Below are 21,571 nucleotides of genomic sequence, written 5' to 3'. Positions count from 1 at the left end.
CAGATGGGGGACACCGACTGGCTCAAACACGAGCCGAGCTGCCACTTTGGCACCTGTCCGCGTCATCCCGTAGGGAATACACCTCCCACAATTTTTCCCACAGGATCTCATGGTTGCTCATGAATGACTTGGCTAGGCTTGTGGAGCTTTTCTCTGCGTCCATGCCATGGCCGCCGCTGATGATCTACTGACCGAAAGGACCCACCATGACCGACCGCCCCGTAATGATGCTGACCGGCGGCAGCCGTGGCATCGGCGCAGAAATCGCCCGTGCGGCGCAGGCCCTCGGCTGGCACGTAAGCCTTGGGCTTCGCGACCCCGCGCGCACGCCAGAGGGGCTTGATCCGGCCTTGCTGGACACTTTTACCTATGACGCAACGGACCGCGACGCCGAGACGGCTTGGGCCGAGGCTGTCATGGCCCAGCGCGGCCGGATCGACGCCATCGTCGCAAGCGCCGGCCTCTTCACCTCGAGCAGCATTGTCGAGGCTTCCGAGGCCGAAGTGGACACCCTTCTGGAGGTCAACCTGCGCGCCCCGCGGCGGCTGGCGATGGCAACTTGGGAGGGTCTGAAAGCCGCAGGCCGCGGCCGCGTCATCATCCTCGGATCGCTCTCCGGCAAGCGGGTGGCCTCGGCCGGATCCGGGCTCTATTCGGTCAGCAAGTTCGCCGCCGTCGGCCTTGCCCACGCGCTGCGCTACGAAGGTTGGGATCACGGCATTCGCGCCACCGCGATTTGCCCCGGCCTCGTGGCGACCGACATGGGTGAAACCGCCGCTGCGGGCAGCAGAGCCGCCGATCAGATGACACAGCCGGAGGAGGTCGCGCATCTGGTCATGGAAGCGATCGGCCTGTCGAATACCGCCTCGGTGCCGGAGATCCACATCAACTGCCGCACCGACGGAATATTCTGATCGGTTCGGGCGCCCGGGAGTACGATTTGTTGCGCGAGATCGAGTTTCGCACCGGTCATTGGCCTTGGTCGCTATCGCAATGTAGGAGCAAGTCCGAACCACCAAGAAAATACCCCGCAGCACAAGTGCCACGGGGGTCATGTTCAATTGCGCTTCTTATTGCGTCTTCGGTTCCGGGCGCTCGACCGAAACCGATCTATGCTGGTTTTGGGCTCCTCAGCTAAGGTGTCCGGGTCTTCCTCGTCATCTGTCTCGGGGTGGACCGGTTGACCAGTCTTGAAGCCTCCCTGCGCAACGGGATCAACGTATTCATCGCGCCCCTGAAACGGCTTCTCGTGCTGCCCTTTGCCGAACTCTGCCTCATTCTTCGCGCGGTCAACTTCGGCCTTGGTGTAGCCAAAAATACCGATGTCCGACGCGCGCATGATGGACTTTGCCATTGAGTTCCACAGATGATGCGCCTCCCGGCGCCCCCCCTCTTGCTCGCGCGCTTCCGCTTCAGCCTTTAGGCGTGCGAGTTTTTGCTCCGCCTGCATGACACGGAGCGACTTGCCCGGCATAGCAGCGTCAACGCAGCGAACACTGATCAACTCCCCCTTCGCAAGGACTGAGATGCCACCCAGATCGTAGGGGTCGACCATGATTTCGACACTCTCACCCGGCGCCGCGATGCGATCATTAGGGCGTGCTTTGCGCTGGTTGCGAATGTACTCATTTGAATAGACCGCCCCGCTGTACCGAATGCCATCTTTCGTCACCTTTGCCGTCGTGTGATAGCCGCAGGCTTCGCGAAACTGGGCTGGCGAGGGCATCTGCGACGGATCATACTCCGCGCCCTGCGAAAGCTCTTCCCACATGGCCGCCGGCGTCCGCTGTCTGAGACCGCGATGCGCAGACTTGTGATATTCTGCCACGAACAGAAGAAACAGGGTCTGGAACTCGTCGAAGCAGATGCAAACCTCGGAAAGATATTTCCGGTCGTTTCTCGCCTGCGGGTTTCGGGCGGTATATCCGGGCAGATACCGAGCCCATTTCATATCACAGGTCCAGTAAAAGCGTTCCATGGCACCACGGAGGTTGGACACGCCTGCTGCACCATTCATCTGACAGCTCGCCAGAAGCCGTACAGCATTGGAAAACTGCGCCCCGCCGAAAGGTTCGTCACCAAACTCCGAACCGCTATCGTTGCTGCCTTCCTGCATCATACAGACGAAGTTCCAGTGCGAGTCCTTCAACCCGATGTCCCGAAACAGGTAGGTCTTGTCTCGATAAATCATGCGCAGGCATTCCAGCGAAGCCTCTTGGTTAGGCGTCTTGCTGAACGACACACCGACGATTGCGCGTGTCGCCAAATCCTCAGCGGTTGTAATCCAAGGGCTGATGAACTTGACGTTCTTGCGCTCTTCCTCAGTCATCGAGTTGTACTCCTCGCGCGTGCAGTCGAGGACTTTCATGTGCGAACGCCACGCGTCGAACAGGACAATCTGCCCGATCGCGGAGGCAGTGCGCCCCGGTTCCACGGAGCCGTATTTCCTGATGGCTGCTGCCAGGCCCTCGCGTTGCATCGTGACTTCGAAGGGGTCGAGATAGAGGTCGATCCACCGCTCATATTGGCGGTGCGAGAGTAGCTTGATCTCGGGCTTGCCGATGGAGGCACGGTAGGTATTTTCCGCCTCTACATCTTCCAACATGTCCTCGATGACCTTCCGCTTTGAAGCCGGATAGCTTGTCGCATACTTCCCGAGCCGGTCCATGACGAAGCAGAAGTCCGCACTGGCTTGGAGATCAAGATCGATCGGGTCTGACGTGGTTGGCAGGAAGACATTCGGATTTCCATTGGCACGCCGATATTTTTTAAAGTTTTCCAATAGGGTGCTATCCGCAGGGAGCCTCTTGAGACGTTGCGCCGCATTGGGCTTCTGTGTGCCGTGAAATTTGCGCGCCTGGTACGTTTCGTAGTCATCGACAAGCGAAGCACGGAACTCCTTGACGCTTTCACGCGTCAGCTTCATCCCCATGGCATGGTACCGAGCCATCAGGCGACATTGCTGCATGATCAAATCGACGCGTTCCCGCTGATGCGCATTTGCGCCGTTGAGTTCACGCGACCCATAGAGTTCGCGATCGCGCATCCGCGTGGCGCTATAGAAGCCGCGCTGGACCTCCATGATTTCTGTATCGATCAGGTGACCGATCTCATCGGGCCGGAAGTTTCGGATCTCGATTTGGCCGTCACTGGTCGCGACGGACATGCGGTAGTGTTTGATCTCCTTCGAGTGCTTGTCGAAAACCGCCGAGATGTTCGACACTTGGCAACCCTCGAAGGTCACCAGATCATTCGGGGTAAGGTTCTGAAAATAGGTCATGCTGCTGCGCTCCAGAGCTCGGTCTCGGGGGAAAAGGGATCGAGGAGGTCTTTCCGAATGTCGCCGTCGCCTACGAGACGGATGACTGCACGATGACCACGGTGGCGAAGGCCGGAGGCGTCGACGATATCCTGGAATGTGAACCGCTCGCCAAGATGCTTGGCGATCTCGAGTACGGCCTCGTCGGCTTCGGGGTCCCAGCCTCGGCGTGCCTTGTGAATGGCTTCGACAGAAGAGCGGTGGTTTGGATGAAAGAGATAGCGTGACGCCACTGCGAACCGGTCGGCCACCTCGACCGGCGTTTGGACCGCAATATTCTCCACTTCCTGCAGATAGGTCTTCCGCCGGGCTTTTTCGTCGTACTTGACGGAAACCAAGACCTCTTCCCCATTGCGCAGCAGCACATGGGCATCAACGCGAGTGAAGGTATCTCGGCCCTCCAGGTTCCGAAATGGCACGGTCGTCAGCTGTTCCTTGAAATTGATCACGTCCGGATGGCCCGCGATGTTGAGGTAGACTTGCGCTTCCTCGAAAGACGCACACCAAAATTCCTGAACGGCAGCCCGGCGGTGCAAGCGTGTCAGGAACGCAACTCTGCAGGTCCCGCTCGACTTGCCGATATCAGCCTTCTTGAGGCGGGTGCGAATGATCTTGTGGGGATCTTCCGGATCGGCGAGTGGCGGCGGTGCGAAGGTTGCTTGCCAGAGGTGAGGCAGGCCTGCATGAGGGTGATCGGCGGCGATTTCCAGTGCGTTGTTTCGCATGGCATGACTTCCTTGTTCGCGCCGGCAATCACGGCACGCGGGGTGGCGGTGAGTCGCCCTGTCGGGCGAAGATTGGAGATGGATGCAAGGCACCGGCCCGTTGCGCAGAATGCGAACGGGTTAGTTTCGCCAACGGATGTCCGCGGCGAACTTGTGCAAGGAGGTCAGCTCGACTACTTTATCGCTGTCCTACGTCGATCAGCAGCGTCGCGTCCCCTCAGGTCAGAGCCCTAAGCGCCCTGCGCTGGATCAGGTGTAATCGGCAGTTTGGCTGGCCCTCTCTCTGTTTCGCATGTGGAACCTTCCACATGGCTCTGCTTCGTTCAGAACTGTCTTGGTCCTGTTGTCACCATATCTGGCGACATTCTTGTTCTGCTCGATGCTTTCGGATGGGAGCTTTTCCACATCCGATCAGAAAGGTGCTTCATGTCAGCGGTGTCGTGTTCAGTCACGACTCGCAGATCATTCTCGATTAAAGCACATCGATCCACACCGAGTCTATTTTTCTATCTTTATCAGGTACTTGCGATTTTCTCGGTTACACTGCCCTTCGCAGATCACTTTTGCATCCTTGTCCTTGAGGCTATGCGCCGCGTCCACCTGACGACCAGCGTCACCCCCTGACATTTTCGACGTAAGCGCAAAAATTTGGCCCGGGTACATTTTGGGGCGAACTTCCATGTATAGAAAACTCAACGATGCATCACAGTCGCGACGTGCTGTCAAAGTGCCGCGCAGCTACAGGGTGGGGAGGAGAGTTGCAGAGGGTGACGTCGGAAATTTCATCCAGCGAACAACAGGATGCCTCAGGCCTCCATGCAGATGCAGCTCGCAAGCAGCCCCGCCCCCTCAGGCGACAAGTCCTCCCGCAGGATCCCACGGACTTTACGGGCCGTCGTATAGGCAACACCGAGGTACTCCTCGAGGGCTTGCAGACCAAAATCCCGCCCGGGGACCTTGGCACGCCAGCGGACGTACTCTTGCGCTGCATCGAACCAGAGCTGCGGAGACAACTTACTCGCGTGGAGCGCCGTGCCAGTCAGCACCGTGAACTGGTACCGGCAATTCCGGCAGTGGTAGGTTTTTCGCGCCTCGAGAAACCCGATGTCTTTCGAAGCACACTTCAGGCACGTGACCCCGGCGGGCCAACGAACCGTGGCGAGCCGATCTCGGCACTCTGCATCCGTCGGGAAGATCGACGCAACACCACACTCTGGTAGCCGCTGTTCGAGCCCCACCCAGTGTTGGCTGTCGTCACCGATGGAGGAACGCTTCTTGGTCATGATCTTGATGTACCTCACCGCGAGGCGCGAGACCATTCGTCCGTGAAGCACGAAAAACTCTTCCACTACATCGGCGACAAGACCGACACGAATGCTCTCTCCAGGAGTCTCGGTTCGGCCGCATCTTGTCACCCCAATGAAAGCCCGACCTAAACGTCCTGCAGCTTCAGTACTGACCCGTTCCAGCCACCAGCGCGGAACGGCATCTCCCTTTTCCTGATCGCTCCGTGCGAGCTTTCTAGCTCAAGCCTGACCGACGATGTAGCAAGCGCTAAGACAACCCTGGAACCGGCGGCGCCTAGTGCCTGTCTCTGGCGCGCTCAGCGCAGGTGCCCAATTTTCAGGCACAGCAGGACCGGCCGAGCTCAGCAAGGCCCACCCGACGCTTTATCCACAGGCCTACCCACTGTCGCTGGGGATGAAAGCGCGGAGACGTTGCGGGGATCATACCGCCGCCCTGACCCGCTGTGTGCTCCGGCTGCGCTCTGCGAAAACGAGTGCCGCGAGACAGACAAGCTGAGCGACGAAGAAGACCGCCATGGCCGGGACGAGGCCGATCCGATCCGCGAGACCGCCGGCCGCGATCACCGGGATGGAGAAGCCCCAGTAGGCATAGACGAAGAGCCCGGCCGTGGCGCGCGCGCGGCTCCCGGGGGCCAGCATAGAGACCTCCGACAGGGAGGAGAGATAGGTGAAGCCATAGCTGGATGCACTCGTGAGCGCCGTGCCCAGCAGGATCAGAGGGATCGACTGCAGCGCCGCGCCGGAAAGCAGGCCGGCAAAGCCGAGCGGGATCAGGCAAAGACCCAGGCGCAGGGCGCGTGGATTGCTCATGCGCCGCGCCAGAGGCTGGCAGAGAAACCCGATGAAGAGCGCGAGAAAGATCACCGGACCGGACCAAGCGCCCAGTCCATGCCTGTCGAGCAGCAGCGGCACCACAGCGATGGTCATGCCGGTGGAGGCCCAGCTCAGCCCCATTGCGATGCCATAGGGCGCGCTGCCCGCGGGGAAGACCGGCAAGCGCAGCATCGACACATGATGCGGCACCCATGCACGCGGCAGGGACAGGCTTGCCAGGACCAGCACAGGAACCGCGAGCAGTAGCAGCCAGAAGCTCGCGGGGGCAAAGCTCGGACCCTGTGCCATCAGGCTCAGACCGGTGGCAAGCGCGCCACCGCCGAAGCCGAGAGAGGTGGCCGAGGTCACCATCAGCGCCGCCTGCTTTGCGCGCGCCTCGCCCATCAGCTCGGTCATGTAGGCGGTCCCCGACGTCGTGGCGAGGCCAGTACCGGCCCCCAGCAGCACCCGCGCGATGACCAGCTGCACCCATCCCGGAGACAGGGCGAGCAGCAGCGTCGCTCCACCGCTCAGCAGGAGGGCGGAAACCACCGGCACCTTTCGTCCGATCCTGTCCGACAGCCCCCCCAAGAAGATCAGCGTCGGCATGAGGCCTGCCACATAAGCGGCAAAGGCCACGGTCGCCGCCATCGCGCCAAACCCGCTCGAGGCGACATAGGCCGGGTAGAGCGGCGCCTGCAGGTTGACAGCAAAGGTCACGGCGAAGAGGCAGAGCGCAAGGATGGGAACGGAAAAGCGGGGCATGGGATCCTCAAGGGCTGAACAGTCCAATCAGAATGCCGCCAGGGCTCTGGTCGCGACAGGGACAATGCCATACAGTTTCACCAAACTGTATTGATTGGATGAGCAGTACACATGGATGGGCTGACGCTTTCCCGGACCGACGGTCAGACCCTTGTCGAGCAGGTCATGGAGGCCCTGCGCACGCGGATCGCAGGTCGCAAGGCCGCGCCCGGCACGAAGCTGCCCTCGATCCGGCAGCTTGCCGATCAGTTGGGGGTGTCCCGCTCGACCGTAGTCGAGGCCTATGACCGGCTGGTCGCCGAGGGGATCGTGCAATCGCGCCGCGGATCCGGGTTCTACGTGGCCGGGCATCTGCCGCCCTTCTCGCTGAGCGACAGCGGTCCAGCCCTGGCGCGCGAGATCGACCCGCTGCGCATCACCCGGCAGGCCCTTGAGAGCCGCCACATTCGCGCCAACCCCGGCTGCGGCTGGCTGCCAAGCAGCTGGATGCCTCAGGAGGAGATCCGGCGCGCCCTGCGCAGCCTCGCCCGCGCCCCCGAGGCGGGGCTCACCGAATACGGCACGCCGCTGGGTCTGCCAGAGCTGCGCGGCCTGTTGTCCGTGCGCATGGCCGACAGCGGCGTCGAAGCGTACCCGGACCAGATCATGCTGACCGAGAGTGGGACGCAGGCGCTCGATCTCGTATGCCGACTGCTGCTCGAGCCAGGCGATCGGGTGCTGATCGATGATCCGTGCTACTTCAACTTCCTCGCGCTCTTCCGCGCGCATCGTGTCGAGGCCATTGGCGTGCCGCGCACGCCAGCCGGGCCTGACCTCGATGCCTTCGAGGCCGCGCTCAAGGAGCATCGCCCGCGGCTCTACATCACCAATTCCGGCCCCCACAATCCGACCGGCACTGTAATCTCGCCCGTCACCTGTCACCGCATCCTACGGCTGGCCGAGGCGCATGATCTGCTGATCGTCGAGGACGACATCTTCGCCGATTTCGAGGAGCGCCCTGCCCCGCGCCTGGCGGCCTTCGACGGGTTGCAGCGGGTTGTGCAGATCGGCAGTTTCTCCAAGACGCTCTCTGCCTCGATCCGCTGCGGCTACATCGCGGCCCGTACGGAGTGGGCCGACGCACTTGTGGACCTGAAGCTCGCCACCTCCTTCGGCGGGGGCGCCATGTCGGCCGAACTTTTGCTGCTCCTGCTGAAGGAAGGCAGCTACCGGCGGCATGTGCAGACCATGCGCAATCGGCTCTCAGGGGCAATGAACGCGCTGATCCCCCAACTGAAAGACATCGGCATCACGCCCTGGTACATGCCCGAGGCCGGGGTCTTCCTCTGGTGCCGCCTGCCGGATGGCATCGATGGCGCGGCTCTGACCCGCGCAGCCTGGGAGGACGGGATCGTACTCGCGCCCGGCAATGCCTTCAGCGTGTCTCAGAACTGCGGTGGCCTCATGCGGTTCAACGTCGCGCAGATGCAGGAGACAGCTATCATCGCTGACCTGGCCCGGCTGCTCTCAGGATCAACGGAGATGCTCCACTGATCGATCCGCGCGCGCAAGTCTGTGGGACCGGACCTCCCATGACATTTCCTCAGCTGTCGCCCGAGATTGAGGTCTTGAAGCGCGCGCGCGGAGCGGACCAATGCCGAGATTTTTTCTGCGCCGCCGCGAGCCCGCTCGGAGTCCGTAACTGACCGCGTTGCTCGCAGGGGATTTCACACCTGCAGCATGGGCGCGCCCATCTCTACCCGGCCCAATCCGGCCGTTCGAAGCGACCGCCGGTGCCGCAGCGCAGCGTCGCCGAAGCGGCCATCATCCTCGCCGCAGCATTTCCAACGACCCGAGGTCGGCAGGGCGGAGAGCCGTCATTCGCTGCGCCCTGGACGACGAACGGCAGCGGTGGGCAGCTAGCTGACAACAAGGTCCTCCCCGGACGAGCTCGGCGAGCGCAGGTAGCGATACTAGGCAACTTACCTGTTCGCAAGGAGTGCCCAGAAGGCGACGCTTAGCGTGCGACCCTGATGGGGTAACGGCACCCTAACGCATCCCTCAGCCCACAAATATCGCCACGAAGACATGCGCGCGCCCTGCCTGACGCCAAGATTTTCCTACAATCTGTTGCGTGAAGCGACCGCTCACATTACGACATAAGGTAAATGCCCAACTGCTTCTTGCGCTGTCGCTGCAGAAAAGCAAAGAGTGCCGCGGAAACTTTTGACTAATCGCAATGACTTAACATAGTAATGAGTGCGTGATGCGCCGTCAGCAGCATGTGTGATAGGACCGATACAGCCCTCCGGCGCTTCTAGGCTGCGTCGTAGATCCGTCAGGTTGCTACCTATCCGTGGTCTGCCTTTTGAAGCCCTGCCACAACCGCGAGAGAAAATGATCAACTACCGTAGGTCTGATATATTTACATCCGATGCTCAAACTTTGGTTAACACTGTTAACTGCGTTGGTGTGATGGGTAAAGGCATCGCGAAGGAATTCAAAAAGCGAGAACCAGAAATGTTCCTCGCGTATAAAGAAATCTGCGATAAAAAACTGCTCACCCCTGGAAAACTATGGCTTTGGCGCCAGAGTGTGCCTTGGATCTTGAATTTCCCAACGAAGAATCATTGGAAAGGCCCGTCCAAGATCGAATGGATCGAGGCGGGCTTGGACAAGTTCGCCGGAACATTTCGGGAAAAAGGCATAACGAGTATATCCTTTCCAAGATTAGGTTGCGGAAATGGAGGATTAGATTGGGAAACAGTGAGGCCAGTAATGGAGCACTACCTCGACCCCCTGCCTATTCCAATTTACATCCATGGGCTTGATGGACATCAAGTAATTCCAGAGCACTTTGCGATTCCCGATGAATCGTACCATCGACCAACAAATTTCGACGACTTCAAGGACAGCATATCCAATCAGCTAGCTTCCGACCAAGGCAAGCGGCGCAGCATACTGGATGGCTTGGATTACGAGGCGATTGTTACGCCTACTGGAGAAGTTGCCATTTCGGTGAATGGCGTGTCACATCTGATATCGGATGATGACCTCCGTGGAGTTTGGATCAACATTCAGAGCGGACAAATATCGCATCGAGATGCGGAATGGTTTAACGCAGATTTGCGGGGCTGCTTCATAGATGTTCTGGCTAGGCTCCCATTCACCAGCGCATCAGTTCTCACCAAATCTGGAGAAGACGTTCTGTCCGTGTCCTTTGCACAAGGCGCTTCGCAAACAGCAACATCTCCAGACCAAATTAGTTTCGTTTAAGAGTTAATTTATGCCGATATCTGAAACGACTGCTGATCAGCACATCTCCGCCTGGACAACCAACCTGGCGCAGCCGGTACACCCATATAGAAACCACTGGCCGAATTACCTCTTCCACCATGCACCACTAGAGAACGCGCTGAATATCGTCAGATCCGACTCTATACGGTCTAGAAATGATAGCCACCTCGAAATCCCGCGTGATGTAGCCGCCGGGGACGTTTTGGCGAGCCGCGACGAAGCTAAAAACTTTGTGCGATTTTATTTTCGTCCTGGTACGCCCACACAATACCATATCGAAGGCATTCGTGCTACCGGGGAGTGTAAGTACGGAGATAGCACTCACTGCCCCTTCCTGGTTATGTTCGTTTTTGACGCTAAATCCATACTCACAGAGGATGGTACTCATTTCTCAGATGGAAACATGCAGTCCTACGGAACCACTGTCGGAAGCGACGATGCGTTCTTTAATTCCTTGCCTTTCACACAAATCTATAGCGTTGGGCCTTGCGATTCTGACGTCACCCGAAGGCGTTGTGCGGAGGTATTGGCCAGTAGCCCGGTAACGCCATCGACCTCACTCAAGGCAATTGTCTTTCGCTCAGAGCCCGAGAAACAAACTTTCCTATATTTACTCGGCGATATTTCGGCGCAATGGTCCCACCTTTGTTACGTGTCCGATGCCCTGAAAACCTTCGAGAAAAGATATAGCTTCGTTGATCGAGTTACACTGACGAGGAACGGTGTAGGCTTCACGCTAAACGAGAGATACGATGGGGCAAAAGTTAAAGTGGACCTAGCCCTTCTTACACCCGACGGTCAGCACCAACACGCCAGTCAAACATACCGCAATCTTAATGGGAAGCCCCCTACAGAAGGCCACTATTGGATCTGGGAAAACAGCGTGCCGGATGGTGAGTGGGTAGTGCAGATAAATGTCAACGACGAATTTGCATACCGCAATATGCATTCTCTTGTTTCAGAGCTCTTTTAGGGAAGCCTTTAGCTAAAACATCACCTTCCGCCGGACCTTACGTCGGTCTAGCTTTGGCATCTATCGATACGCGCATGCCGGCAAATATATCAGAAAACCGTCGTTGGCTCCTTACCAACTTCCCCGGTTTAGACATATACGCCGATAAGGCGATGACCGAAATTGAGGAACTCGGACAGCGCTCTTTCTTCGGTGTCGAATGTCGGCTTGCTTTCAAATTTACTTCAGGCTTGACGTCGGGCCGCGCCGCATTGCCTTTCCGCTTACTCCAGACTGGGCCCGGGCGCGTATCGGACCTTCAGCATCCGTCGGCTTAGGGCGACTGGCGCTTATCTGCCGGCTTCGAGCACAGCGATAGCTTTGCCAAACGTTTCAGTGTTTGCTTGATATGGGTTGATTGCCTCGCGAAGCCAAGCTAGCATTCTTCGAATGGCAAACGAGTGGGCAGATTTTCTGAATCCAAGTGTACTTCGTACCCGTTTTTTGCACACCGGCTTGTTCCTTGTAGCGCATGAAATGCTGTTAAGCGCTATCAAAGACCGGACCCACGACTTCTACTCAAACACATGGACTGCTGTGGATGGCTGGAAGCCGAGCCAGGCCTACCGTGAGAAAGTCTTATCCCTAGACCCTAAAGGAAAGAATGATCCGCTGCGTGCGAGCATCGCTTGGCTTCGCCAAAGTAGCGCTATTGACGAACAGGATGAGACTACAATTCGGGAATTGACGGAAGAGCGGAACCGCCTTGCCCATGAACTCCGCAATGTTCTCAGTGGCACGCTGAAACACGATTTTGAGGAGTATTTTCCTAAGTTAGTGGCACTTATCGCCAAAATTGACAGGTGGTGGATTATAAACGTCGAGCTGGCAACCGATCCACACCTAATGGGCCGAGAATTCGACGAGGATCATGTAATACCCGGTTCACTCATGTTGTTGGGAGTGTTGGAGCAAGTTGTACTTGGCGACGATGAGGAAGCTTGGGAAACTTACCAAAATATCATGTCCTCGTACGAGGAGACGCGCTCCTAACTTGTTTGCTCGGGGCGCAGAGCAGGGGCAGGTCGACCAGGCGAAACGTCTACCCTTGCATCCCGAGATGCTCAAGGCAGCGAAGTGCTTACTTTGCTGGACGCGGCGATCTGTACGAAGGTCGCCTCTGGACATCCGCAGACCTAGGCACGAACGGCAGCTAAGGGCAGGGATAGCTTTACGCCGCGCCTGGCGTGAAGGTCGGCATAGGGCCGCAAGCTGCCCTGAAAGCCTGGCACAGTAAGGTCGATTTGGCTGGCTCCGCTGTGAATGTCCGCTGTCGCAAAAGCCGTCGGGTGGTTTCGCGGTTGTCGCGAGCTCGTGTTTCCCGCCCAGCGGCCGGACAACTCGATGAAGCGTGGAGCTATTTGGGCGCTCAAGCATCCTTTTCCGCCCGGCTCAGAGGCCGCCAGTGAATCCTCCTCGGCTCTTCTTGGCATGGGGTACATCCTGAACCTTTGACAGATGAAGTCCCGGCTCATACCTGACCTGCATGACAACTCCGCAGTTCCGATCTCCACTTCACACCACGCTCCGCGACCGGGAGCCTGCTTTTGCCGCGATGTCTCGACTAGCAGCGGTAGGGGGCGTCTCCGCAGCTGATTTCGGCCGCGATGTCGAGATTCCCTTTACCGCCGTGCTTAAGGGTGAGCAGTCGAGTCTGGAGGCTCTCGGCCACCTTTGTGGGCAGCCGGGCGGAGTTTTCCGCGAGTGGACACCCAAGATTGTTGGATCGGCCAAGCGCAGCATTCGGGACCATCTCTTCCCTGTGCGTCCGTTACTGACGTCCGAAGTGCGGGGTTGCCCTTGCTGCCTTCGCGAAGACATTGAAGGCTCAACCCTACCGTCGCATCGAGCGATGACATTCCGGTCCCACTGGCTGATCCACCATGTCAGCCTTTGCCTGCGTCACGAACGCGAATTGGTCGTCTTGTGGAAGGTCTCTGAACAGACACAGCGCTACGACACATCAACACAGTTTCGCCTGATTGCCGATCGCGTAATGGACGAGAGTCTCGGCGGTGATGAACGCGAAGCGACTGACTTCGAGATCTGGTTCGATCAAAGACTGACCGGCGGCCCTCACGAAAAAACGTGGCTGGATGACCACCCCCTGCATGCGGCATCCGTTTTCTGCCGGCTTCTAGGTACCGCGCTCCTGCGACTTCAAGGCATCAACGCTTCGCAAATCGCACCTGGCTCGGTGTGGGCCTGCTATCAATCCGGCTTCGATGTTGCGCGACACGGCGCGCAGGCAATTCGCAGGGAGCTACAGAAATTGAACCACTGCGCCGAACCGCGCCGTGGCCCGAAGGCCGTGTTCCCCTCGCTCTACGATGGCCTGGCATACGATTACGTTGATGATCCAGATTTCGCGCCATATCGAGAAGTCTTCGCGCAGCACCTTCGAGAAAGCTGGCCTTTAGGGCCTGGAGACGAATTACTTGGAACAGCTGTGACGGTGCGGAAGCTGCATTCGGTGCGAACTGCAGCCGAGGAGACCGGGATCGATTCCCGCCGTCTGCGCAAGTTGCTCGAGGCATCTTCCATGATCGATGCCAGTTTGCCGGACGCATGGGCTGTCTTCGAGGCCGAAGCCGCGAGGCCGATGCTTGCATCTCTGATCAACTTGACGTCCGCGAAAGAATTTTTCGATGCCTTTGATATCGGGCGTTCCCAGTTCAACCTTTTGGTTGAAGACGGCATTTTGCAGCCCTCTCTGGTGGACGCAGATACCAAGCACGTCTGGGATCCGCGTGAAGGAAGGGCCTTCATGGACCGCCTGTTGATCGGGGCCGAAACCATTCAGCAGGCCCAGCATGGTTGGGAAAGCATCGCAAAGTCGGCGCAGCGCCTGAAGCTACGTCCGGCCGATATCATCCGCGCAATTTGGGACGGCAGAATTCAGCGGGTAGCGCGCAACGCGCAGTTTGATGGATACGCGTCGATCCACGTCTACCACGATGAAGTTGCTCAGGCCCTTGCCCAAGAGACACCGTCGGCCATGTCGCTGGAAATGTTCACTAAGACGGTCGGACTGGGCAACCCGGTCTACCTGAACAGACTGGTGCGTCAAGGGCACGTGCCCACAACTGAGATGCGTAATCCCCGGACCGGCGCGATGCAGCGGTTCATTGGCACTGAGGACGCTGCTGCCTTCTACCTCCGCTTCACCACCCTTAGGATCCTCTCCCGGGCGAAAGGGACCACCTGGCAGTCATTGTCCCACAGGCTGCGTGCGGCAGGTGTCACCCCTTTTAGCCCGGATGGTTTTGACTACGGTCACGTTTACCTCAAGAAGGACGTTGAAGCGGCGCTTGCGGACTGACCAAGCGGGCCAGCTTCTCGAAAGAAAAGGGCGGTGCCTCACGGCACCGCCCTTTCTTCACCCTCCAGCCAGAAGACTGCCTTGAACCTCGCTCCGGTTTAAAAACCCGGTTTTTGTCGCAAAGACGTAATCCCGATGTCGGACGATAAACAATAAGCGAAACCGCCGATCTCACCCGCACTTGGAATGCCCGCAGCTGGAGCAGGTCATGCAGCCTTCGACCATCATCATCGAGAACTGGCCGCAGGAGGGGCAGGCTTTGCCGCGGGGCGCGTCGAGGCCGACGACCTTGGCCGTGGGATCCGCCTTCAGGCCCTTGCCCTCGCCTTCGAGGAAGCCCGTGGCGATCAGGTGCTTCTCGATCACCCCGCCAATCGCCGCAAGGATCGAGGGGATGTATTTGCCCTGAACCCAGGCGCCGCCGCGCGGATCGAACACCGCTTTCAGCTCCTCGACCACGAAGGAGACATCGCCGCCGCGCCGGAACACCGCCGAGATCATCCGCGTCAGCGCCACGGTCCAGGCATAGTGCTCCATGTTCTTGGAGTTGATGAAGACCTCGAACGGGCGGCGGTGGCCGCCGACGATGATGTCGTTGATCGTGAGGTAAATGGCATGCTCGCTGTCGGGCCATTTGAGCTTGTAGGTGTGCCCTTCGAGCGACTGCGGACGGTCCAGCGGCTCGGACATATAGACCACCTCGGCCCCGGCCTCATCGGTTTCCGTGGCCACCGAGGGGCTCTCGGCGGGGGTCTTGTCGGCGCTTTCTGACACCGACAGCACCGAGCCGGTCACGTCGTTCGGACGGTAGGTGGTGCAGCCCTTACAGCCGGTCTCATAGGCCTCCATATAGACGTCCTTGAAGCCTTCGAAGGAGATATCCTCGGGGCAGTTGATCGTCTTGGAGATCGAGCTGTCGATCCATTTCTGCGCCGCCGCCTGCATGCGCACATGCTCGAGCGGGGCCAGGGTCTGGGCGTTGACGAAATAGTCGGGCAGTTCAGCGTCGCCAAACTTGTCGCGCCACATCTGCACCGCGTAATCGACCACTTCTTCCTCGGTCCGGGTGCCGTCCTTCTGCAGCACCTTGCGGGTGTAGGCATAGGCGAACACCGGCTCGATCCCCGACGACACGTTGCCGGCGTAGAGCGAGATGGTGCCGGTGGGCGCGATCGAGGTCAGCAGCGCGTTGCGGATGCCATGGGTGCGGATCGCCTCGCGCACGTCATCGTCCATCTGCTCCATATTGCCCGAAGCGAGGAACTTCTCGGCATCGAAGAGCGGGAAAGCGCCCTTCTCCTTGGCCAGCTCGACCGAGGCCAGATAGGACGCCCGCGCGATGCGCTTGAGCCAGCTTTCGGTCTGCGCCGCCGCCTCTTCCGAGCCGTAGCGCAGGCCCATCATCAGCAGCGCGTCGGCAAGGCCGGTGACGCCAAGGCCGATGCGGCGCTTGTTCTGCGCTTCCTCGGCCTGCTGCGGCAGCGGGAAGTTCGAGGCATCCACGACGTTGTCCATCATGCGCACCGCGAGGGCCACCAGCTCGTCGAGCTTTGCCTCGGGGATCTCCGCGCCGGTCTCGAACGGCGTGTCCACCAGCCGCGCGAGGTTGATCGAGCCCAGCAGGCAGGCGCCATAGGGCGGCAGCGGCTGCTCGCCGCAGGGGTTGGTCGCGGCGATCTGCTCGATGTAGCTGAGGTTGTTGGCCTTGTTGATCCGGTCGATGAAGATCACGCCCGGCTCGGCGTAATCATAGGTGGCCTTCATGATCTTGTTCCACAGGTCGCGCGCCTTGACCGTGTGGTAGACCTTGCCATCGAACTGCAGGTCCCACGAGCCGTCCGCCTTCACCGCTTCCATGAAGGGGTCTGTGACCAGCACCGACAGGTTGAACATGCGCAGCCGCGCGCTGTCGGCCTTTGCCGAGATGAACTGCTCCACATCCGGATGGTCGCAGCGCATGGTGGCCATCATCGCGCCCCGGCGCGAGCCCGCCGACATAATCGTGCGGCACATGGCGTCCCAGACATCCATGAACGACAGCGGCCCCGAGGCGTCGGCGGCCACGCCCGCCACATGCGCGCCCTTGGGGCGGATGGTCGAGAAATCATAGCCGATGCCACCGCCCTGCTGCATGGTCAGCGCGGCCTCTTTCAGCATGTCGAAAATGCCCGACATGCTGTCGGGGATCGTGCCCATGACGAAGCAGTTGAACAGCGTCACCGAGCGCGCGGTGCCGGCGCCAGCGGTGATCCGGCCGGCGGGCAGATACTGGAAGTCCTCGAGCGCGCCGTAGAATTTCGCTTCCCATGCGTCCGCATCCGTCTCGACCGAGGCGAGCGCGCGCGCGATGCGGCGCCAGCTGTCCTCGACGCTTTGGTCGATCGGGGTCCCGTCCGCTTCCTTGAAGCGGTATTTCATGTCCCAGATCTGTTCGGCGATGGGGGCGGCAAAGCGAGTCATGGCAGCAGACTTCCTTGTTGGCTCGTCGGATGGTGAGGCGCGGCGGCAGAGTCGCGCAGCAGGTGGCAGGCCGGAGGGACTATCGCCAGCGCCCAGCCGATGCAAGAACGCATGATACGTAAGGATACACGTTTTTTCACGGCAGTCCTACCACTGCTTGAAGCTCCTCTCGCAAAGGCTACAATATATATCCATCTTTTTCACGACTCCGTGGGGCACTGCGTGGCTCAGCATATCCATCTCATCAAGCTCAGCGTCGGCACCGAAAGCGTCAAGACGCTGGCGGCCTGGCAATCGGGCCGCGCGGCGCAGACCGCCGACGGCCTGCCCTGCCATGTCACCCGCATGTGGCCCAAGCGCGAGGCCGAGCTGCTGAACGGTGGCTCGATCTACTGGGTTTTCAAGCGGATGATCCAATGCCGCCAGCGCGTTCTGCGGCTCGACGAGGTGACCGGCAGCGACGGCACCCGGCATTGCGCGCTGGTGCTCGACCCGCAGATCCACCGCGTCGCCGCGGCGCCGCGCCGGCCATTTCAGGGCTGGCGCTACCTCTCGCCCGAGGATGCGCCGCCCGATCTGACCGAGTCGCGCCCCGATGACGACGAGCTGCCGCCGGAACTGGCTGGCGCGTTGGCCGAGATCGGGATTCTCTGAGGCTCACGCCCGCAGCGTCAGCGCGTACCACAGATAAGCGGGCACTTCGCGCAGACCGGCGCGGATCCGCCGCCCCGACAGCGCCACCTTTGGCGAGGCGCTGCGCAGCCCTCCAACCTGCCGCGCCAGACCCAGCCGCCGCGCCGCCAGCCGCGCGCGCGGCGCGTGAAACCCATCGGTGACAAGCACCACCTCCCCTGCCCCCATCTGCCGCAGCAGCGGCATCGAGAAACGCAGGTTCTCCTCGGTGCTGGTTGACCGCGCCTCAAGGCAGATCGCCGCATCCGGCACCCCCGCTTCCCGGCAGAGCCTTGCGATCACCTCGGCCTCCGAGGGGCCATGCCGCCCGAGCCCGCCCGAGGCGAGCACCAGCGAAACCTCCCCTGCCCGCCAGAGCCGCGCGGCATGCAGCGCCCGCCGCTCCAGCGTCGGCGAAGGCCGGCCCCCGGCCCAGACCGCTGCCCCCAGCACCAGCGCCACGCGCGGTGCGCCTTGCTGCGCCGCCATCTCAGGTCCCTTCTTCTCTTTCCAAATACGCCCGCCGGAGGCAGCCGACAGCGCCGCGCCGGGTAAACGTCGGGGCGTATTTGAGGAACAATGAAGCATCCATCCCGCAGGCGCCCAAAGAAAACGCCGCCAGGAGAAGCTCCCGGCGGCGCACTGCTCACGTCGCGGCGGCGATCAGTTCGGGATCTCGCCGGTCAGACCTTCGACGTAGAAATCCATGCCCGCGAGCACACCGTCGTCGGCCACTTCGCCTTCGGCCAGCCAGGCCGAGCCGTCCTGCTTGTTGATCGGGCCGGTGAACGGGTGGTAGTCGCCCGCCGCGATATCGGCCTTCATCTTCTCGGCGGTGGCTTTCACGTCCTCCGGCACCGGGCCGGTGATCTCGCCGATGCCGACCATGCCGTCACCAATGCCCTGCCAGACGTTGTGGCTCTCCCATGTGCCATCGACGATCGCCTGCACGCGGTCGATGTAGTAGGGCGCCCAATCGTCGATGATCGACGACAGCCGCGGCTCGGGGGCGTAATCATACATGTCCGCCGCCTGACCGAAGCCGTAGCCGCCAGCCTTCTCCAGCACCGACAGCGGCGCGGTGCTGTCGGTGTGCGCCAGCACCACGTCGACGCCCTGATCGAGCAGCGCCTGCGTCGCATCCGCCTCTTTCGCCGGGTCGAACCAGGTCGACAGCCAGACCACCGACATCTCGACGTCCGGGTTGGCCTTCTTGGCGTGCAGGAACGACGAGTTGATGCCGCGGATCACTTCGGGGATCGGGAAGGAGCCGATGTAGCCGATCTTGTTCGACTTGGTCATCGCGCCAGCAAGATAGCCGGTGACCGCACGGCCCTCATAGAAGCGCGCCGAATAGGCCGAGACGTTGTCAGCGGTCTTATAGCCGGTGGCATGCTCGAACTTCACGTCCGGGAATTTCGCCGCGACGTTGATCGTCGGGTCCATGTAGCCGAACGAGGTGGTGAAGATCAGGTCCGCGCCCGACAGCGCCATCTGGGTCAGCACGCGCTCGGCGTCGGCCCCCTCGGGCACGCTCTCCTGCTCGATCAGTTCGATCTGATCGCCGAAGTGCTCTTTCATCTTCATCGCGGATTCATGGTGGTGCTGCGACCAGCCGCCGTCGTTCACCGGACCGACGTAGACAAAGCCGATCTTCGGCACGTCCTGCGCAAAGGCCGGGGCGGCTGCAAGAGCAAGGCCAACGGCGGCCGAGGCAAGAAGCGTTCTGCGTTTCATTCTGTTCAGTCTCCCTGAGTTCAAACTGTATTCAATACCGTCCGGTTTGCCCGGATCAGGCCTGTGCCCCGCTCACGCGGAGGCGTGGAAAGAGCGCCCCAGCGATCCGGGCGCGCCATGCACCCCGCGGGCCGAGATGACGACCAGCACGATGATGGTGATCAGATAGGGCGACATCGACAGCAGCTCGACCGGCACATTGGTGCCCGCCGCCTGAAGGTTCAGCTGCAGCACGGTGACCCCGCCAAAGAGATAGGCGCCGATCAGCACCCCGAGCGGGCGCCAGCTGGCAAAGACGACGATTGCCAGCGCGATCCAGCCCGCGCCCGCGGTCATGCCTTCGGTCCACTGCGGCACGCGCACGAGACTGACATAGGCGCCGCCGAGCCCGGCACAGGCACCGCCGAAGAAGATCGCCGCCATGCGCACCCGCACCACCTTGTAGCCAAGCGCATGGGCGCTTTCGTGATCCTCGCCCACCGCGCGCAGGATCAGCCCGGCGCGGGTGTATTTCAGGAACGCCCAGACGCCCGCCACCAGCAGCAGGCTCACGTAGACCATGAAGTCATGGCGGAACAGCATCGGCCCCAGCACCGGGATCTCGGCCAGTCCGGGGATCCACAGTTTGCCCGGCCCCGGCGCGCGCACCCCTTCGAAGGAGGCGCCAACGAGGGCCGACAGCCCCAGCCCCACCAGCGTCAGCCCAAGGCCCGTCGCCACCTGATTGGACAGAAGATATTGGGTCAGAAACCCGAAACTCAGCGACAGCACCGCCGCGCCCAAAGCCGCGCCGGCAAAGCCCAGCACCGGCGAGCCGGTGCTCACCGCCACGGCAAAGCCGATCACCGCGCCGGTGATCATCATGCCCTCGACCCCGAGGTTCAGAACACCGGCCTTCTCGACCACCATCTCGCCGATCGCCGCCAGCAGGATGGGCGTCGCCGAGACCATGATCGAGGCCACAAGAAGTACGGGATCCATCAGGCCAGCTCCCTCTTGGCAAAGCGGATGCGGTAATTGGTGAAGACATCGGTGGCCAGCAGGAAGAACAGCAGCATGCCCTGGAACAGCTGGATCGACGCGCCGGGCAGGCCGAGCATCAGCTGCGCCAGTTCACCGCCGATATAGGTCAGCGCCATCAGCAGACCCGCGAGCAGGATGCCCACCGGATGCAGCCGCCCGAGGAAGGCGACGATGATCGCGGTGAACCCGTAGCCCGAGTTGAAATCGATGGTGATCTGCCCCGCCGGGCCGGTCACTTCGAACAGCCCCGCCATGCCCGCCAGCGCGCCGGAGATGCCGAGACACAGAAAGACGATACGCGCCGGGCTGACGCCCGAAAAGCGCGCCGCCCGCGGCGCCTCGCCGGTGAGGCGGATGTTGAACCCCTGAATATGCCGCGCCATCAGCACATAGGCGGCAATCACCGCGATCAGCGCGCTCAACACACCCCAATGCAGGCCGGTGTTGGCGATCAGCTCGTCGTTGAACACCGCGGGCCATTGCTTGAAATTGCGCGAGCCGGGAAAGCCCATGCCTTCGGGGCTGCGCAGCCAGCCCGCCGAGGCCGAGGCGAGGATATTCTCGGCCACATAGACCAGCATCAGCGACACGAGGATCTCGTTGGTGCCGAACTTGGTCTTGAGGATCGCCGGGATCATCCCCCAGGCCCAGCCGCCGAGCGCGCCCGCGACCACCATCAGCGGAAACAGCAGCGCGCTTTCAGAGGGATAGAAGGCCAGTCCCACCGCGGCGCCGGTGACGGCGCCCATGATGTATTGCCCCTCGGCGCCGATGTTCCAGATACCGGCCCGGAAGCCGATCGACAGGCCGATGGCGATGAGGATCAACGGCCCCGCCTTCACTAGAAGCTGCGGCCGCGAATACCCGGCGAACTGCGGGTGAAACAGCGGATCCCAGAAGATCGTGCGGATCGCCTCCAGCGGCGGCTTGCCCAGAAGCGCGAACATGATGCCGCCAACGACCATGGTCAGCACCACGGCCAGCAGCGGCGTCACGATGGTCCAGAGCCGCGACGGCTGCGGGCGTTTTTCGAGGCGGATCATGCAAAGCCTCCCACTGGCGCCGCGCAGATGTCTGCGGCGCGCCATGCGTATTTGGAAAGAGAAGAAGCGGATGGGGCTGCGCGGAAGATCAAAGCCA

16 protein-coding genes are annotated in these 21,571 nt (G+C 60.9%); 7 read left to right on the top strand and 9 right to left on the bottom strand.

The window, feature by feature from the left end:
* Nucleotides 1-206 precede the first annotated feature (206 nt).
* The gene (locus AYJ57_RS17380) at nt 207-914 is read left to right on the top strand and encodes an SDR family NAD(P)-dependent oxidoreductase (protein WP_066108899.1); all 708 of its coding nucleotides are present in this window, start codon (nt 207-209) and stop codon (nt 912-914) included.
* Nucleotides 915-1,057: 143 nt separating this feature from the next.
* Here the strand turns inward: AYJ57_RS17380 and AYJ57_RS17375 are convergent, their stop codons facing one another.
* The 4 genes from AYJ57_RS17375 to AYJ57_RS17360 all read right to left on the bottom strand — a co-directional run bounded on the left by AYJ57_RS17375 (nt 1,058) and on the right by AYJ57_RS17360 (nt 6,929).
* On the bottom strand, nt 1,058-3,280 hold the full coding sequence (locus AYJ57_RS17375; protein WP_066108896.1) for a Mu transposase C-terminal domain-containing protein: 2,223 nt from the start codon (nt 3,278-3,280) through the stop codon (nt 1,058-1,060).
* Entirely contained in the window at nt 3,277-4,044 is a 768-nt protein-coding gene (locus AYJ57_RS17370) for a hypothetical protein (protein ID WP_066108893.1), read from the bottom strand. Before AYJ57_RS17370 ends, AYJ57_RS17375 begins: the two co-directional genes overlap by 4 nt.
* 806 nt (nt 4,045-4,850) lie before the next feature.
* Nucleotides 4,851-5,327 carry a transposase gene (locus AYJ57_RS17365; protein ID WP_193789531.1) on the bottom strand — a complete coding sequence of 159 codons (477 nt, stop codon included), beginning with the start codon at nt 5,325-5,327 and terminating at the stop codon, nt 4,851-4,853.
* Nucleotides 5,328-5,771: 444 nt separating this feature from the next.
* A complete protein-coding gene (locus tag AYJ57_RS17360) occupies nt 5,772-6,929 on the bottom strand; it encodes an MFS transporter (protein WP_066108888.1) in 1,158 nt (385 codons plus the stop codon).
* Nucleotides 6,930-7,040: 111 nt separating this feature from the next.
* Here AYJ57_RS17360 and AYJ57_RS17355 point away from each other — a divergent pair, with 111 nt between their 5' ends.
* The 5 genes from AYJ57_RS17355 (at nt 7,041) to AYJ57_RS25555 (ending at nt 14,539) form a co-directional block, all read left to right on the top strand.
* Nucleotides 7,041-8,462, top strand: a complete 1,422-nt coding sequence (locus AYJ57_RS17355; protein WP_066108885.1) for an aminotransferase-like domain-containing protein — start codon at nt 7,041-7,043, stop codon at nt 8,460-8,462.
* Between the two features lie 843 nt (nt 8,463-9,305).
* The gene (locus AYJ57_RS25565) at nt 9,306-10,184 is read left to right on the top strand and encodes a macro domain-containing protein (RefSeq protein ID WP_083191333.1); all 879 of its coding nucleotides are present in this window, start codon (nt 9,306-9,308) and stop codon (nt 10,182-10,184) included.
* A 10-nt stretch (nt 10,185-10,194) separates the two neighbouring features.
* Nucleotides 10,195-11,178, top strand: coding sequence for a DarT ssDNA thymidine ADP-ribosyltransferase family protein (locus AYJ57_RS25560; RefSeq protein ID WP_083191332.1), 984 nt, complete (start codon nt 10,195-10,197; stop codon nt 11,176-11,178).
* Nucleotides 11,179-11,607: 429 nt separating this feature from the next.
* Nucleotides 11,608-12,210 carry a hypothetical protein gene (locus AYJ57_RS17350; RefSeq protein WP_157374227.1) on the top strand — a complete coding sequence of 201 codons (603 nt, stop codon included), beginning with the start codon at nt 11,608-11,610 and terminating at the stop codon, nt 12,208-12,210.
* 562 nt (nt 12,211-12,772) lie between these two features.
* Nucleotides 12,773-14,539, top strand: coding sequence for a TniQ family protein (locus tag AYJ57_RS25555; protein ID WP_237220221.1), 1,767 nt, complete (start codon nt 12,773-12,775; stop codon nt 14,537-14,539).
* 171 nt (nt 14,540-14,710) lie between these two features.
* On the opposite strand, the gene AYJ57_RS17340 is transcribed toward AYJ57_RS25555, so the two are convergent.
* Nucleotides 14,711-16,999: an adenosylcobalamin-dependent ribonucleoside-diphosphate reductase gene (locus AYJ57_RS17340; protein WP_066108880.1), complete on the bottom strand. Its 2,289-nt coding sequence runs from the start codon at nt 16,997-16,999 to the stop codon at nt 14,711-14,713.
* A 222-nt stretch (nt 17,000-17,221) separates the two neighbouring features.
* Here AYJ57_RS17340 and AYJ57_RS17335 point away from each other — a divergent pair, with 222 nt between their 5' ends.
* Nucleotides 17,222-17,653 (top strand): DUF1489 family protein, encoded by a 432-nt coding sequence (locus AYJ57_RS17335; protein WP_066110429.1) that lies wholly within the window; start codon nt 17,222-17,224, stop codon nt 17,651-17,653.
* A 3-nt stretch (nt 17,654-17,656) separates the two neighbouring features.
* On the opposite strand, the gene AYJ57_RS17330 is transcribed toward AYJ57_RS17335, so the two are convergent.
* The 4 genes from AYJ57_RS17330 to AYJ57_RS17315 all read right to left on the bottom strand — a co-directional run bounded on the left by AYJ57_RS17330 (nt 17,657) and on the right by AYJ57_RS17315 (nt 21,474).
* On the bottom strand, nt 17,657-18,160 hold the full coding sequence (locus AYJ57_RS17330) for a YdcF family protein (RefSeq protein WP_066108878.1): 504 nt from the start codon (nt 18,158-18,160) through the stop codon (nt 17,657-17,659).
* 174 nt (nt 18,161-18,334) lie between these two features.
* A complete protein-coding gene (locus AYJ57_RS17325) occupies nt 18,335-19,408 on the bottom strand; it encodes a BMP family ABC transporter substrate-binding protein (RefSeq protein WP_066108874.1) in 1,074 nt (357 codons plus the stop codon).
* Nucleotides 19,409-19,480: 72 nt separating this feature from the next.
* Nucleotides 19,481-20,389 (bottom strand): ABC transporter permease, encoded by a 909-nt coding sequence (locus AYJ57_RS17320; protein WP_066108872.1) that lies wholly within the window; start codon nt 20,387-20,389, stop codon nt 19,481-19,483.
* The gene (locus AYJ57_RS17315) at nt 20,389-21,474 is read right to left on the bottom strand and encodes an ABC transporter permease (protein ID WP_066108868.1); all 1,086 of its coding nucleotides are present in this window, start codon (nt 21,472-21,474) and stop codon (nt 20,389-20,391) included. Before AYJ57_RS17315 ends, AYJ57_RS17320 begins: the two co-directional genes overlap by 1 nt.
* Nucleotides 21,475-21,571: the final 97 nt, after the last annotated feature.

Source organism: Salipiger sp. CCB-MM3 (assembly GCF_001687105.1).
Classification (GTDB): Bacteria; Pseudomonadota; Alphaproteobacteria; order Rhodobacterales; family Rhodobacteraceae; genus Salipiger.
The sequence above is the reverse complement of the archived record's forward strand: the minus strand, read 5'-3'. Positions and strand labels throughout refer to the sequence as shown.

Bases quoted from the DNA above. Each gene is read 5' to 3' on its own strand.
- AYJ57_RS17315 (WP_066108868.1), bottom strand. From the start codon at position 21,474: ATGATCCGCCTCGAAAAACGCCCGCAGCCGTCGCGGCTCTGGACCATC.
- AYJ57_RS17320 (WP_066108872.1), bottom strand. From the start codon at position 20,389: ATGGATCCCGTACTTCTTGTGGCCTCGATCATGGTCTCGGCGACGCCC.
- AYJ57_RS17330 (WP_066108878.1), bottom strand. From the start codon at position 18,160: ATGGCGGCGCAGCAAGGCGCACCGCGCGTGGCGCTGGTGCTGGGGGCA.
- AYJ57_RS25555 (WP_237220221.1), top strand. From the start codon at position 12,773: ATGTCTCGACTAGCAGCGGTAGGGGGCGTCTCCGCAGCTGATTTCGGC.
- AYJ57_RS17375 (WP_066108896.1), bottom strand. From the start codon at position 3,280: ATGACCTATTTTCAGAACCTTACCCCGAATGATCTGGTGACCTTCGAG.
- AYJ57_RS17355 (WP_066108885.1), top strand. From the start codon at position 7,041: ATGGATGGGCTGACGCTTTCCCGGACCGACGGTCAGACCCTTGTCGAG.
- AYJ57_RS17360 (WP_066108888.1), bottom strand. From the start codon at position 6,929: ATGCCCCGCTTTTCCGTTCCCATCCTTGCGCTCTGCCTCTTCGCCGTG.
- AYJ57_RS17380 (WP_066108899.1), top strand. From the start codon at position 207: ATGACCGACCGCCCCGTAATGATGCTGACCGGCGGCAGCCGTGGCATC.
- AYJ57_RS17365 (WP_193789531.1), bottom strand. From the start codon at position 5,327: ATGACCAAGAAGCGTTCCTCCATCGGTGACGACAGCCAACACTGGGTG.
- AYJ57_RS17350 (WP_157374227.1), top strand. From the start codon at position 11,608: ATGGCAAACGAGTGGGCAGATTTTCTGAATCCAAGTGTACTTCGTACC.
- AYJ57_RS17370 (WP_066108893.1), bottom strand. From the start codon at position 4,044: ATGCGAAACAACGCACTGGAAATCGCCGCCGATCACCCTCATGCAGGC.
- AYJ57_RS17325 (WP_066108874.1), bottom strand. From the start codon at position 19,408: ATGAAACGCAGAACGCTTCTTGCCTCGGCCGCCGTTGGCCTTGCTCTT.
- AYJ57_RS25565 (WP_083191333.1), top strand. From the start codon at position 9,306: ATGATCAACTACCGTAGGTCTGATATATTTACATCCGATGCTCAAACT.
- AYJ57_RS17340 (WP_066108880.1), bottom strand. From the start codon at position 16,999: ATGACTCGCTTTGCCGCCCCCATCGCCGAACAGATCTGGGACATGAAA.
- AYJ57_RS25560 (WP_083191332.1), top strand. From the start codon at position 10,195: ATGCCGATATCTGAAACGACTGCTGATCAGCACATCTCCGCCTGGACA.